Source organism: Ferribacterium limneticum, from assembly GCF_020510585.1.
Taxonomy (GTDB): domain Bacteria; phylum Pseudomonadota; class Gammaproteobacteria; order Burkholderiales; family Rhodocyclaceae; genus Azonexus.
This window is the reverse complement of sequence record NZ_CP075190.1, coordinates 2,077,670-2,091,297: the sequence shown is the minus strand read 5'-3', so window position 1 is coordinate 2,091,297 and position 13,628 is coordinate 2,077,670. Positions and strand designations below refer to the sequence as shown.

The window sequence follows — 13,628 nt, the reverse complement described above, 5'->3', positions numbered from 1 at the left end:
CGACCATGATCAACACACGTCCTCCCGCCGTCGCCGGCGCCTTCTATCCCGGCGACCCCGGCCTGCTCTCGAACACCGTAGATCAACTGCTCGCCAACGCCAACGCGGCCCCGGACGGCCAGCCCAAGGCGCTGATCGTGCCGCACGCCGGCTACGTCTACTCCGGCTCGACAGCGGCCACGGCCTACGCCACGCTGGCGCCGTGGGCGACGACGATCCATCGGGTGATCCTGCTCGGCCCGACCCACCGGGTTGGCGTAGATGGCATCGCCCTGCCCGAGTCCGAGGCGTTTTCGACGCCGCTCGGCACCATCCGGCTCGACGCCCAGGCCATCGCCGCCATCGCCAACCTGCCGCAGATCGTTTTCAGCGATCACGTCCACGCCTTCGAGCATTCGCTGGAGGTGCACCTGCCCTTCCTGCAGCGCGTGCTCGAGCATTTCACGCTCGTCCCGCTGGCCGTCGGACACGCCTCGCCGGAGGCCGTGGCCGAAGTTCTCGACCGGCTGTGGGGCGGACCGGAAACGCTGATCGTCGTCAGCTCCGACCTCTCGCACTTCCTGCCCTACGCCTCCGCCCAGCGGGTCGATAGCGACACCTGTCGCCATATCGCCCAGTTCGATACCCGCATCCACCCGGAACAAGCCTGCGGTGCCTATCCGATCAACGGCCTGCTGCTCGCCGCCCACCAGCGCGGCCTGACGCCGACACTGCTCGGCCTGTGCAATTCCGGTGATACTGCCGGCGACAAAGACCGCGTCGTCGGTTACGCCGCCTTTTCGTTCACCGAGGCCGACCATCATGTCTGAGCTCGGCACAACCCTGCTGATACTGGCCCGCAATGCCATCGCCGCCCGCCTTGGCCAGGCGCAAAGCCCGGCCGACGACTGCCCGGAATTGCACAAACACGGCGCCACCTTCGTCACGCTGACCCAGCATGGCGACCTGCGCGGCTGCATCGGCAGCCTCGAAGCCTGGCGACCGCTGGCGCAGGACGTTCAGGAAAACGCCATCGCCGCCGCCTTTCGCGACACGCGCTTCGAGCCGCTGACGGCCGGCGAACTGCCGATTACCCGGGTCGAGGTCTCGCTGCTGACGCCGGCCGAGCCGATATTTTTTACCAGCGAGGCTGATGCCCTGGCCCAGCTTCGCCCAGAGATCGACGGCGTGATCTTCACCGCCGGCCATCGCCGTTCGACTTTTCTGCCGCAGGTCTGGGAACAATTGCCCGGTCCGGCCAGCTTCATGGCCCACCTCAAGCAAAAGGCCGGGCTGCCGGCCAATTACTGGGGCTCCGATGTCCACCTCGAACGCTACACAGTCAAGAAATGGAAGGAGGCAACACCATGAATCCAGCCGAATCCCTGTTCCCCGGCCGCTGGTGGCACGCTCTGCCCGACGGTCGTGTCCAGTGCGACCTCTGTCCGCGCGACTGCCAGTTGCACGAAGGCCAGCGCGGCGCCTGCTTCGTCCGCCAGATGGTCAATGGCGCCATGCAGTTGACGACCTACGGCCGCTCGTCGGGCTTCTGCCTTGACCCGGTCGAGAAAAAGCCGCTCAACCACTTTTATCCCGGCAGCAGCATCCTTTCCTTCGGCACGGCCGGCTGCAATCTGGCCTGCAAGTTCTGCCAGAACTGGGACATATCGAAGTCGAAGGACATGGACCGCCTGATGGACGCGGCCAGCCCGCAGATGATTGCCGCAGCCGCCCGCCGCTACGGTGCCGACGCGGTGGCCTACACCTACAACGATCCGGTGATCTTCGCCGAGTACGCCATCGACACGGCACTCGCCTGCCGCGAGCAGGGCATCCGCAACGTCGCCGTCACCGCCGGCTACATTCATCCGGAACCGGCCCGCGAGCTGTTCGCCGTCATGGATGCTGCCAATGTCGACCTCAAGGCATTTACCGAGAGTTTTTATCACAAACTCTGCGTTGGCCACCTGCAGCCGGTACTCGACACCTTGGCCTACATCCACCACGAAACCGACTGCTGGCTGGAAATCACCACCCTGCTCATCCCCGGCCAGAACGACAGCGCGCCGGAAATCAATGAACTGGCCACTTGGGTCGCCCGCGAACTCGGGCCGGATGTACCGCTGCATTTCTCCGCCTTCCACCCCGACTGGAAGATGGGTGACATCCCGCCGACGCCGCCAGCGACGCTCATCCAGGCCCGCCGTATCGCGCTCGACGCCGGGCTGCACCACGTTTATACCGGCAACGTGCACGACCCGGAGGGCGGCACCACCTTCTGCCCAAGTTGCCACGCCGCGCTGATCGTCCGCGACTGGTACGACATCCAGCGCTACGACCTGACGCCGGAAGGCCGTTGCCCATACTGCTCGACCACCATCGCCGGCCGCTTCGGCAAAGTGCTCGGCCGAGATGGCAAAGCTTTCGGCCCCAACCGCATCGCTGTCCGCCTATCCGAATGAACCGTTTCATCACCCTGCAAACCCCGCATGGCTCGCTGCACGGCCATCTAGCGTTTCCCGACACCCCCTGCGGCCTGATCCTGATCGCCCGTGCCCACCATGCGGCGGAAGACGCAGCCATTTCATCGTGCTTCGCCGAATTCGGCTGCGCCACTTTGACCATGGAACTGCTCACCGCCCAGGAAGTGCAATTCGCCGATGCCACGCAAAATGTCCCGCGCCTGACCCAGCGTCTGATCGACATCCTCGACATGACCCGCAAGGACGGCGACATGGAGGCCTTGCCACTGGCCATTTTCACCAGCGGAGACGTCGCCCCCGCCGCCATCCGTGCCGCTGCCCAGCGCGACACGCTGGTCAAGGCCATCGCCTGCCACGGCGGACTGATCGACCGGGCCGGCGCTCAGGCCCTCAAACTTCTCGTCGCGCCGCTGCTCATGCTGTTCGACGCCGATGACCTCATCGGCAAAACGGCCTACCAGCGCGCGGCATCACACCTTGGCGGCGTCCACGCCATGCAGCTTGTGGAAATCGGCGAAGATCCGGCCGCCCCGGCCGCGACTTGGTTTTTGGGCCTTTTTTCCGGTTGACCGTGAGATTTATCACGGCGATGGCAATTGGCCGCATCGCGACTAGACTGAGTATGTAAACAACAATTCAGGAGACTCCGATGTCCTTCTTCGACTCCCCCCTCGCTCGCTGTGAAGCGGTTCGCCAAATGGTTCTGACCGATGAAACCCAAGCCGAATGCGCCCGCGAACATGACTGCCCGCCCGGCTTCGAATGCCCTTTATGCGGCTATTTCACCGAATCAAGCGGCATCAGTGAAGAAAGTAGTCTGCAAGCGCTGGCGGCTAGCCAGCCAACAACTTACCCGATGCACTGACGTCTGCTGACAGGGGCGTGGCGTTCCACGCCCGATCGGGCACCGGCTTGCTCAGCCAGGCCTTGCCACTATCGGCACCCAGATTGAACAGGCGGCGTTCGATATTGATCCGCCGCTCGCCAATCCCTGTCGGCGCGCCGCTGTCTGCTCGGCGCCGCTCGTCCCGCTTGCGGCGTTCATGGTTCAAGTTGGAGTCGTTCATGGTGGTCCGTTTTTTTGTTCGCCATCCCTGCTCGGACAGCTTCTGTCAGGTCGCTGAGGCGAAGGGGGGCGACCCGGAATTAAAAATTCGGCCCGCATAGTAACACCCCAGAGTACGTTAATGTCATTTTCATAGACCGTGAGTGGTGATCCATCCGGACGCCGTATAGCCATTTCTGGCGTCAAAACAGCCAAATTTCCGGGGAGGCGACGAAAACTCGCCGCCTCATCACGATTCAAAACACGTTCAAACCGTGGCGCGCCGACGACGGGCAACGCCCCCCAGAAGGCCCAAACCAACCAGCAACATCGCATAGGTTTCCGGCTCCGGCACAGCGGCAATCTGCGGCCCGGCAAGGCCTTGGGCAAACAAAGCCGAGACCGCCGGCAGCGACCCTTCGTTGTTGGTCAGATCGTAAGATGCCGACGGCGATTTAATCAGCTTTCCAGTCTTGGGATCCTGCGCCCAGTAGTCCAGCGTCACCTTGTCGTAGGCGAAACTGCCGGCGAGTCCAACAAGACTGCCACTACTCCCGGAATAGGTGAGACTGGTGATGAAGACGTTATCAAAGCTCATGCGGAAATAGGTTTGGTTTTGCCCGCCAATGGCCGACGTAAAATCAACGACAGCCGTCTTGATCGTATCTCCGACCGCACCGAACAGCGCGGTTGAACTGACATCCATATCCTGGAACCACGAAAAGTCCGAGAACGACGGCTTGCCAGTACCAGCGCCGGGGCGACTGGGGGTGATCGAAACCCCCCAGCTAAACGACTCGAATTCAATGGCTTTTTCGTGGCCTTTCTGAACGCTACTGCCATCGATGCCATCGAATTTAAGAAAATATTCGTTGGCCGCGCTTGCCGGCAAACTGCTGGCCAGCAAGACAATGCAGGCAAGAGCGGGAAACAGGAAACGCTGGGGTTTTGAGTCGGTGTTCATGTGACCTCCGAATGGACTTGAGTAAACGCAGTTGCGCCAAGTACGTAGCGGCGATAAAGGAAAACTACATGGAATTATCGCAACGTCATTGTAATCAGGGCAGACATGAATACAAGCGCTGCCACGAAATCGTCGGGGGCGTATAACGCTATAATTCCTGCCCCGTAACGCTGCCTTCCCCCGAGTGTCCGCTCCCCAGTTTTTGCTCCCCCTTTCTGCCCTGCCCAAGGCCGGTAACCGCATCGACCTGCCGCTATTGGCCGGTTCCGCCGACGCCCTGGCTCTGGCCGAAATCGCCGTGCGTCACCCCGGGAAACTGCTCGCCGTCGTCACCGCCAGCGCGGCCGATGCCCAGCGACTGCTTGATGAAATCCCATGGTTCGGACCGACGCTGCGCGTCCGTCTACTGCCGGACTGGGAAACGCTGCCTTACGACCATTTTTCCCCGCACCAGGATCTCGTCTCCGAACGGCTGGCCACCTTGTGGGCCGCTACCCAGGGCGAAATCGACATCCTGCTCGTGCCGGCCTCGACGGCTGTTTACCGGATTGCACCGCCGGCTTTCCTCGCCGCCTACACCTTCGCCTTCAAGAAGGGCCAGAAACTCGACGCCGAGAAATTCCGCAGCCAGGTCACGCTGGCCGGCTACGCTCACGTCACTCAGGTCGTCTCGCCCGGCGAATACTCGATTCGCGGCGGCCTGATCGACCTCTTCCCGATGGGCTCGCAACTGCCCTACCGGCTTGACCTGTTCGACGATGAAATCGAAAGCATCAAAACTTTCGATGTCGATACCCAGCGCACCGTCTATCCGGTGCCCGAAGTCCGCCTGCTGCCGGCCCGCGAATTCCCGATGGACGACAAGGGCCGCACCCATTTCCGCCAGTGCTTCCGCGAACGCTTCGAGGGCGACCCGGCCAAGTCAGGCATCTACAAGGATATTTCGACCGGCATCGCCAGCGCCGGCATCGAGTACTACCTGCCCCTGTTCTTCGACGAAACGGCGAGCATCTTCGACTACCTGCCCAAAGACGCTGTCTTCGTCACCCACGGCGATGCGCCGGCCGCCATCGCCGCCTTCTGGAACGACACCCGTTCGCGCTACAACATGCTGCAGGGCGACAAATCCCGTCCATTGCTGCCGCCCGATGAACTCTTCCTGTCGGACGAAGCCTTCTTCACGGCGGCCAAATCCTACGGTCGACTGGCATTTGAGGCAAAAAATGAAAATGCTTCAGGAAAACTGCCCAATATTGCCGTTGACCGCAGAAGCGAGGCGCCCCTCGGCGCCCTGAAAAATCATCTCGCCGGCTTTGCCGGCCGGGTCTTGCTGGTCGCCGAAACGGCTGGCCGCCGCGAAACCCTGGCGGCGATGTTCGCCGAGCATGGCCTGAAGCCCGAAGCCGTTGCCGACCTGCCTGCCTTCCTCACTGGCAAGGCGCAACTAGCTCTCGGCATCGGCCCCTTGCAGGCCGGCTTTGCCCTGGAAAAGCTCGCCTTCATCACCGAAACCGAGTTGTTTGCCGGCAGTCCGCGGCGCACCCGGCGCGAAGCGCAGAAAAAAGCCACCTTCGACAACTGGCTGAAAGACCTCACCGAACTCAAGGTCGGCGATCCGGTCGTCCATGAAAGCCATGGCATCGGCCGCTATCAGGGCCTGGTTCGCATGGACCTCGGCCTCGGCGAGCAGGAGTTCCTCGAACTGCATTACGCCAACGAGGCCAAGCTGTTCGTCCCTGTTGCCCAGTTGCACGTCATCTCGCGCTACTCCGGCTCCGACCCGGAAAGCGCCCCGCTCCACACGCTCGGTTCCGGCCAGTGGGAAAAAGCCAAGCGCAAGGCCGCCGAGCAGGCGCATGACACCGCGGCCGAACTACTCGCGCTGTATGCCGCCCGCGCTGCCCGCGAGGGCCATGCCTTCGACTTCAAGGAAACCGATTACGAAGCCTTTGCCGATGGTTTCGGCTTCGAGGAAACCAACGATCAGGCTACCGCCATCGCTGCTGTCATCGACGACATGCGCTCCGGCAAGCCGATGGACCGCCTGGTGTGCGGCGACGTCGGCTTCGGCAAGACCGAAGTCGCCTTGCGTGCCGCCTTCTGCGCCGTCGCCGGTGGCAAGCAGGTCGCCGTGCTGTGCCCAACCACCCTGCTCTGCGAACAGCATTACCAGACCTTCGCCGACCGCTTCGCCGACTGGCCGGTCAAAATCGCCGAAATTTCCCGCTTCAAGACCGCCAAGGAATCGGCGCAAGCCTTGCAGGAACTGGCCGAAGGCAAGATCGACATCATCATCGGCACGCACAAGCTGATCGGCAAGGACGTCAAATTCAAGCGCCTCGGCCTCGTCGTCATCGACGAGGAACACCGTTTCGGCGTACGCCAGAAGGAAACGCTGAAGTCGATGCGCGCCGAGGTCGATGTCCTGACCCTGACTGCAACGCCGATTCCGCGCACGCTGGCGATGTCGATGGAAGGCCTGCGCGACTTCTCGGTCATCGCCACTGCGCCGCAAAAGCGCCTGGCCATCAAGACTTTCGTCAGCAATTTCTCCGACGGCATCATCCGCGAAGCCGTCCTGCGCGAACTCAAGCGCGGTGGCCAGGTGTACTTCCTGCACAACGAGGTCGACACCATCAACAACATGCAGGAAAAGCTGGCCAAGCTGGTGCCGGAAGCGCGCATCGTCATCGGCCACGGCCAAATGAACGAGCGCGAACTGGAGCGCGTCATGCGCGACTTCACCGGCCAGCGCGCCAACGTGTTGCTGTGCACGACCATCATCGAAACCGGCATCGACAATCCGCATGCCAATACCATCCTGATCAACCGTTCCGAGAAGTTCGGTCTCGCCCAGTTGCACCAGTTGCGCGGCCGGGTCGGCCGTTCGCACCACCAGGCCTACGCCTATCTGCTCGTCCAGGACGACAAGGCACTGACCAAGCAGGCCAGGATGCGTCTTGAAGCCATCCAGGCCATGGAAGAACTCGGCTCCGGCTTCTTCCTCGCCATGCACGATCTGGAAATCCGCGGCGCCGGCGAGGTACTCGGCGACAACCAGTCCGGCGAAATGCAGGAAGTCGGCTTCAACATGTATGCCGACATGCTCAACCGTGCAGTCGCTGCCCTCAAGCAGGGCAAGCATCTGGCCGCGGTCGACCTGACCCAGCCGCTGGGTATCGGCACCGAGATCAACCTGCGTACCCCGGCCCTTCTGCCCGACGCTTACTGCCCGGACGTGCACGAACGCCTGACCCTCTACAAACGCCTGGCCAACGGTGAAAGCACCGAGGAAATCGACACGCTCCAGGAAGAACTGATCGACCGCTTCGGCGAACTGCCGCTTCAGGCGCAGTCGCTACTCGCCACGCACCGCCTGCGTCTGCTAGTCAAACCGCTGCTCATCCAGAAGCTCGACGCGACCAACGACCAGATCACCATCCAGTTCAGTCCCGAGTTCTCGAAAAACCCGCCAATCGAGCCGATCAAGATAATCAATTTGATTCAAAAAGACCGCAGCTATAAGCTGGCAGGACAGGATAAACTTTCCCTTTTACGCCACTGCCCGACCTTGAACGACAAGGTCGTTGCGGTGAAAGACATGATTCGCCAGCTGAGCAAATGACCATGACCACACATCACATCGACAATATCAACGTCACCGCCTTCGACGAAATGCCGACGCCGGAAGAAATCCACGCCCGCCTGCCGCTTTCCGAGAAAGCTGCCAAGACGGTTACCCATGGTCGGCATGTACTGCGCAACATCCTGGATCGCAAGGACCATCGCCTGTTCGTGGTGGTCGGCCCGTGCTCCATCCACGACCCGGTGGCCGGCCTAGACTATGCCCGCCGCCTGAAAAAGCTGTCTGAAGAAGTCGGCGACACGCTGCAACTGATCATGCGCGTCTATTTCGAAAAACCGCGCACCACGGTTGGCTGGAAGGGTTACATCAACGACCCGTTCATGGACGACAGCTTCCGCATCGATATCGGCATGGCCAAGGCCCGCGAATTCCTGCTCCAGGTTGCCGAACTCGGCGTACCGACGGGCACCGAGGCGCTCGACCCGAACTCGCCGCAATACTACGGCGACCTCATCACGTGGACCGCCATCGGCGCCCGCACCACCGAATCGCAGACCCACCGCGAGATGTCATCGGGACTGTCCACCCCGGTTGGCTTCAAGAACGGTACCAGCGGCGACCTCGGCGTTGCCGTCAACGCCATCCTCTCCGCCTCCAAGCCACACTCCTTCCTCGGTCTGACCAGCCAGGGCCGGGTTGCCGTCGTCCGCACCAAGGGCAACGGCTACGGCCACATCGTGCTGCGCGGCGGCGATGGCCGCCCGAACTACGATACCGTTTCCATCGCCATGGTCGAACAGGCGCTGGACAAGGCCAAGCTGCCGCACAACATCGTTGTCGACTGCTCGCACGCCAACAGCTTTAAGAAACCGGAACTGCAACCGCTGGTCATGGCCGACATCGTCAACCAGGTCCGCCTCGGCAACAAATCGCTGCTCGGCGTGATGATCGAATCCAACATCGAAGCCGGCAACCAGTCGATTCCGGCCGACCTTAGCCAACTTAAGTACGGTTGCTCGGTCACCGATGGCTGCGTCGATTGGGCGACTACCGAAAAGATGATCCGCGACGCCGCCATCCTGCTCCGCGACGTGCTGCCGGAACGCCTTTCCTGAAATTTCCCGGGGATAGCAGGCCGAGATGTCATTGGACAAATCGGCCTGGAGTAACGCGGTATGACGCCTGAAGATTTGCCACGGTCAACCGGAAATTTCGGCCAAAATTGAAATCGTCCGACACAGAAACTTGAAGCCAAAAACCAGAAAACCCCGTCACATTCCCCCTGGCAGTGAAAAAGGCATGGCGCTCGATTCCTTTTGCGCCATGGATGGTCAGGTTCTGGTTCTCAATATTCTCGGCGAACCGAATGCCAAGCGTGATTCGATTGGCAAGCCGAAAGGCAAGCAATTGCAAGTCAGCGTCACCGCGACACCGGTCGCCGGACGGGCAACGGACCACATGGTGCGCTTCCTGGCGGGTGAGTTTGGCGTCACGATAACCGACATTGAGGTTGTCTTCGGTCGCTACAATATCAACAAGCAGTTGCGCATCCGCTCGCCGCAGAATCTACCGGCGGTGATCGCCAGACATCTGGCACACGAGAATCTGTCACTCGACCTCTAACCCGGTTTTCTCACACGACATTTTGACCATGAATACTCAATCTGAAGCTCCGACAACCGTCCATCCCTCCGTTCGCCGCTGGATCTACCTGCGGGGACTGCTGATCGGCCTGCTGGTCGCCGCCTGGTGGATTCTGTTTGCGCCTGATTCGCTCATGGAGCATGACCTGAAAATTGTGCTCGGGATTGCTGCCGGTCTGGTCGGCGCAGGCAGTTACCTGTTCAATCTGCGCAAGGCGCTCTTTCCGGCGAGCAAGGACTAGCCGGGGAACGTCTGCCGTGCCCCAGATCGGAACGGCCACACAATCAGCCCGGAACTCGCTGATTCGCTGGTCTCCTGCCTCATCGGCGAATAGAATGCCGTTCCGTACCGGTAAAGCGACCATCATCGCGACGCTGCCGGCACCAGAATTCCTGCAATCCGACTTCCGAACCTGAACCATGAACCTGATCGTCCAGGGCGGCGCCCTGCCCACCTTCCTGCTTGAGCGCATCGTGGCTGCCACCGGCGCATCTGCCGTCGAACCCCTGCCCCCCCAGGTCGTTCGCCTGAAAAAAGCGACACGCACAGCCGACTTTGATGCGCTGATCCCGCTCATCGAGGCCGAAAAACTGGACTGGGCATTCTTTCCGGCGAACAGGAAGCTTTCCGACTATGGCCTGATCTGCTTCGACATGGATTCAACGCTGATCACCATCGAATGCATTGATGAACTGGCCGATTTTGCCGGCAAGAAAAAAGAAGTTTCGACCGTGACCGAAGCCGCCATGCGCGGCGAAATCGATTACCGCGAAAGCCTCCGCCGCCGACTGGCCCTGCTCGCCGGGCTGGATGCCCGCGTCCTGGCTCGTGTTTTCGGCGAACGCCTGCTGCTCTCACCGGGCGCCCGCGAACTGCTCGAAGCGGCACAGAACGCCGGCTTGCGCACCGCCATCCTGTCGGGCGGCTTCACCTATTTCACCGAGCGCCTGCGCATCGAACTCGGTTTCGATTTCGCCACCTCGAACGAGCTGGAAATTTCCGGTGGCAAGCTGACTGGTCGTGTCGTCGGCGACATCGTCGATGCCGCGGCCAAGGCGCAGCACATTACCCGCCTGACCAATGAACTGGGTTTGACCAGGGAACAGGTCATCGCCTGCGGCGACGGCGCCAACGACCTGCTGATGATGGCCCAGGCCGGTCTCTCGGTGGCCTACCGCGCCAAGCCGGCAACCCGCGCCAAAGCCGATGTGGCGATCAATTTCGGCGGTCTCGACGCACTGCTCCAGCTGTTCGACGAAGCGTAAGAGCAGCGCCTATATTTCCGGACACCACACCTCGGGTGGCGCCAGCTTTTCGTAGGCGGCATAGGCCGACAGGAAGACCTCGCCAGTCAGTGCTTTCCACAGCGAAGATTTCATCAGCCTGTCCTGCACCGGCCCTTTGACCTCGGCCAGATGCAACTTGATGCCACGCTCGGCAAGATCCTGATTAAGTTCGCCGAACACCTCGACCGCCGTGGTGTCGAGCAGGTTAACGCCACTCATCACCAGCACCAGGTCGTGCGCCTCAGCCACCCGCTCCAGTTCCTGATTCAGGCGCTGCTCGACGGCGCCCAGGTTGCCGAAGAACAGTCGCTCGTCAATGCGGACGAAAAGTACGCCGGGTAGCGTCTCGACCTTGTAGCGCGCAACGTTGCGGAAATGCTCGGTCCCGGGCACCCGCCCGACGACAGCGATATGCGGGACGCTGGTGCGAAACAACAAGGTCGCCATCGACAACACGATACCCATGCCGATCCCCGCCTCCAAGCCAAAGAGCAATACGCCACCGGCTGTGCACAGCAACGCCAGCGCATCGGCCCGGTCGTAGGACCAGGCCTGGCGGAGCGCCTTCAGGTCAATCATCGAGATTGCCGCCATCATGATGCTGGCTGCCAGCACGGCCAGCGGCAGGCGCTCGAACCACTGTGCCGCACCAGCCACGACACCGATCATGGCGAGTGCCGACAGAATGCTGGCCAGCGGCGTCTGAGCACCAGCCGCGACATTGATCGCCGAACGGGACAGGCCACCGCCAACCGGCATGCCCCCGTAAAACCCCGCCACGACATTGGCCGCGCCGAGGCCAACCAGTTCGGCATTCGGATCGATCCGCTCACGCCGCTTGATGGCCAGCGCCTGGGCCATGGTGATGCTCTGCACCATGCCGATCAGCATCATCACGAAGGCCGGCAACAGCAGGCGACGCAGGGTGTCGAGGCTGGGAACGAAGAAGGTAAAGCCGGGCAGGCCCGCCACCACAGAACCAACGACCGCTACGCCCTGCCCGCGGTCAAGATTGGATTCGATAACGGCCAGCGTGCCGACAATGACGACGACCAGCGGCATGACGCGCACGATGAAATCGGCCCGTGCCTTGCTCAGACCGGCCCTGACCAGCCAGTCGGCCAGTGCCAGGCGAACAATGGCAAGGATGCCGAAGGCGAGCAGCCCAATGGTCAGCGTCGGAAGATGCGCCTGTGGCAGTTTCTGCATCAGATCGAGCAGCAACTCACCACTGTGCCCTCCCTGCGGCACGACGCCGGTCAGGTATTTCAGTTGGCTGATGATGATCAACACGGCCGAACCCGAAATGAAGCCGCTGATCACCGGCCGGCTGAGTAGTTGCGACAGGAAACCCAGGCGCAGCGCGCCGCAGGCCAGCAGCATCAGACCGGAAAGCAGCGACAAAGAAGCAGCCAGCATGATGTAGAGCGACGAACCTGGCGGCGCGATCGGACTCAAGACTGAATAGGTCATGATCGCGGTAATGGCCACCGGCCCGACGGCCTGCACCATGCTGCTACCGAGCAGCGCGTAGGCAATCACCGGGAAGATGCTGACATACAAGCCGAGTTGCGGTGGCAGGCCGGCCAGAAGCGCGTAGGCCAGACTCTGCGGAATGACCAGGATGGTAACAATGAGGCCGGCAGCGATATCCGCGCCCAGCTTGTCCTTCGGGTAATGGGCCAGCCAACCCGGGATCAGCCTAGCCATGCCGTTTCAGGTTTTCTTGACCAGTTGACGGGCGAAAGCAGCGTCGTTCTTGGTAACGCGCGGCACGAGCTGCGGCCCTTGCGCGTTTACAAATCGAACAAAATCGTCCAGCGCCAGCGGCTCGGAAATTTCCTTATCGACACCGTCAACCCGCTCGCGCAAGACAAACAGGCTGTTGCTGGTAATCACCATGACAAAATGGCGGTCCGCACTGCGTTGATTCAAGCGAGCGACGGCAGCGGTGGCACGAGTCGAGCGCATGACTTACTTGTACTTTTTGAAAATAGCCTTGGCATCGAGATGGGCGCGATCCAGCGTGCAGATCGATTCATCGTCGTCATGGCCGGTAAAAAAATCGTCGGCCTGGGCGCGCATCACCATTTTTATCGCCGCATCGTCCGCGATGTCGTATTTTTCGGTGATGAGTGTCGTTACTTCGTCGAGATGTTCTTCGTAAGTCATGGCAGGTGAAATTCAGTAGAAACGTAGAGCGCCTCAACCTTTTCCCGCGCCCAAGGCGTGCGACGCAGGAACTTCAGGCTGGAAGCAATGCTTGGATCGAGGTTGAAGCAGCGAATATCGATGATCTGACCCAGTTCGGCCCATCCATACCTGGCCACCAGCCGATTAAGAATCATCTCCAAGGTCAGGCCGTGTAGTGGATTGTTGGCTTGCTTTTCTGACATGGGTGGCAACGTTTGGTTAGAGGAAAACTCAGGCTGGGGCGTAGAAAAGTTGCCGTTCGCGCTGGCAATCGCTGTCGCCCATTTCAAACACCCGGCAATTATCGGGTCGGCGATCATAAATGGTGCAACGCATGGTGTCACGATCAAGCGCTGCACACCAGCCATCATCGAGGCGCCGCATGACCCAGCCACCCCAATCATCCTGTGTGGAAAAACGGCGAGGTACATCATCTCCGTCCATCAAC

The 13,628-nt window shown here is 61.2% G+C and carries 17 protein-coding genes; 10 read left to right on the top strand and 7 right to left on the bottom strand.

Going from position 1 to position 13,628, the window contains the following annotated elements; genetic code table 11:
- The first annotated feature begins 5 nt into the window (after positions 1-5).
- From amrB to KI613_RS10270, 5 genes are all read left to right on the top strand, one after another.
- Positions 6-809 carry an AmmeMemoRadiSam system protein B gene (gene amrB, locus KI613_RS10290; RefSeq protein WP_226405483.1) on the top strand — a complete coding sequence of 268 codons (804 nt, stop codon included), beginning with the start codon at positions 6-8 and terminating at the stop codon, positions 807-809.
- Complete coding sequence (amrA, locus tag KI613_RS10285) at positions 802-1,350, top strand: AmmeMemoRadiSam system protein A (RefSeq protein ID WP_226405482.1); 549 nt, start codon at positions 802-804, stop codon at positions 1,348-1,350. Before amrB ends, amrA begins: the two co-directional genes overlap by 8 nt.
- Positions 1,347-2,441, top strand: coding sequence for an AmmeMemoRadiSam system radical SAM enzyme (gene amrS, locus KI613_RS10280; RefSeq protein WP_226405481.1), 1,095 nt, complete (start codon positions 1,347-1,349; stop codon positions 2,439-2,441). Before amrA ends, amrS begins: the two co-directional genes overlap by 4 nt.
- Positions 2,438-3,031: a hypothetical protein gene (locus tag KI613_RS10275; RefSeq protein WP_226405480.1), complete on the top strand. Its 594-nt coding sequence runs from the start codon at positions 2,438-2,440 to the stop codon at positions 3,029-3,031. Before amrS ends, KI613_RS10275 begins: the two co-directional genes overlap by 4 nt.
- Before the next feature lie 80 nt (positions 3,032-3,111).
- Positions 3,112-3,327 (top strand): hypothetical protein, encoded by a 216-nt coding sequence (locus tag KI613_RS10270; RefSeq protein WP_226405479.1) that lies wholly within the window; start codon positions 3,112-3,114, stop codon positions 3,325-3,327.
- Here the strand turns inward: KI613_RS10270 and KI613_RS10265 are convergent.
- Complete coding sequence (locus KI613_RS10265) at positions 3,296-3,529, bottom strand: hypothetical protein (protein WP_226405478.1); 234 nt, start codon at positions 3,527-3,529, stop codon at positions 3,296-3,298. The two genes, KI613_RS10270 and KI613_RS10265, sit on opposite strands and share 32 nt — an antisense overlap.
- Before the next feature lie 246 nt (positions 3,530-3,775).
- Positions 3,776-4,471: an Hcp family type VI secretion system effector gene (locus tag KI613_RS10260; RefSeq protein WP_226405477.1), complete on the bottom strand. Its 696-nt coding sequence runs from the start codon at positions 4,469-4,471 to the stop codon at positions 3,776-3,778.
- A 202-nt stretch (positions 4,472-4,673) separates the two neighbouring features.
- Between KI613_RS10260 and mfd the strand changes: the two genes are divergently transcribed.
- The 5 genes from mfd (at position 4,674) to serB (ending at position 10,966) form a co-directional block, all read left to right on the top strand.
- Positions 4,674-8,096 carry a transcription-repair coupling factor gene (mfd, locus tag KI613_RS10255; protein ID WP_226405476.1) on the top strand — a complete coding sequence of 1,141 codons (3,423 nt, stop codon included), beginning with the start codon at positions 4,674-4,676 and terminating at the stop codon, positions 8,094-8,096.
- Positions 8,097-8,098: 2 nt separating this feature from the next.
- Positions 8,099-9,172, top strand: a complete 1,074-nt coding sequence (locus KI613_RS10250) for a 3-deoxy-7-phosphoheptulonate synthase (RefSeq protein WP_226405475.1) — start codon at positions 8,099-8,101, stop codon at positions 9,170-9,172.
- Between the two features lie 184 nt (positions 9,173-9,356).
- On the top strand, positions 9,357-9,680 hold the full coding sequence (locus KI613_RS10245; protein ID WP_226405474.1) for a DUF167 domain-containing protein: 324 nt from the start codon (positions 9,357-9,359) through the stop codon (positions 9,678-9,680).
- A gap of 28 nt (positions 9,681-9,708) precedes the next feature.
- Positions 9,709-9,942 (top strand): hypothetical protein, encoded by a 234-nt coding sequence (locus tag KI613_RS10240; protein ID WP_226405472.1) that lies wholly within the window; start codon positions 9,709-9,711, stop codon positions 9,940-9,942.
- 178 nt (positions 9,943-10,120) lie between these two features.
- A complete protein-coding gene (serB, locus tag KI613_RS10235; RefSeq protein ID WP_226405470.1) occupies positions 10,121-10,966 on the top strand; it encodes a phosphoserine phosphatase SerB in 846 nt (281 codons plus the stop codon).
- 9 nt (positions 10,967-10,975) lie between these two features.
- Here serB and KI613_RS10230 read toward each other — a convergent pair whose 3' ends face one another.
- The 5 genes from KI613_RS10230 to KI613_RS10210 are packed head-to-tail and all read right to left on the bottom strand — an operon-like array spanning position 10,976 to position 13,624.
- Positions 10,976-12,697, bottom strand: coding sequence for a SulP family inorganic anion transporter (locus KI613_RS10230; RefSeq protein ID WP_226405468.1), 1,722 nt, complete (start codon positions 12,695-12,697; stop codon positions 10,976-10,978).
- A 6-nt stretch (positions 12,698-12,703) separates the two neighbouring features.
- A complete protein-coding gene (locus tag KI613_RS10225; RefSeq protein ID WP_226405467.1) occupies positions 12,704-12,958 on the bottom strand; it encodes a hypothetical protein in 255 nt (84 codons plus the stop codon).
- Positions 12,959-12,961: 3 nt separating this feature from the next.
- Entirely contained in the window at positions 12,962-13,159 is a 198-nt protein-coding gene (locus KI613_RS10220; RefSeq protein WP_226405465.1) for a hypothetical protein, read from the bottom strand.
- The gene (locus tag KI613_RS10215; RefSeq protein ID WP_226405464.1) at positions 13,156-13,383 is read right to left on the bottom strand and encodes a VF530 family protein; all 228 of its coding nucleotides are present in this window, start codon (positions 13,381-13,383) and stop codon (positions 13,156-13,158) included. Before KI613_RS10215 ends, KI613_RS10220 begins: the two co-directional genes overlap by 4 nt.
- A gap of 28 nt (positions 13,384-13,411) precedes the next feature.
- Positions 13,412-13,624: a YkgJ family cysteine cluster protein gene (locus tag KI613_RS10210; RefSeq protein ID WP_264178803.1), complete on the bottom strand. Its 213-nt coding sequence runs from the start codon at positions 13,622-13,624 to the stop codon at positions 13,412-13,414.
- Positions 13,625-13,628: the final 4 nt, after the last annotated feature.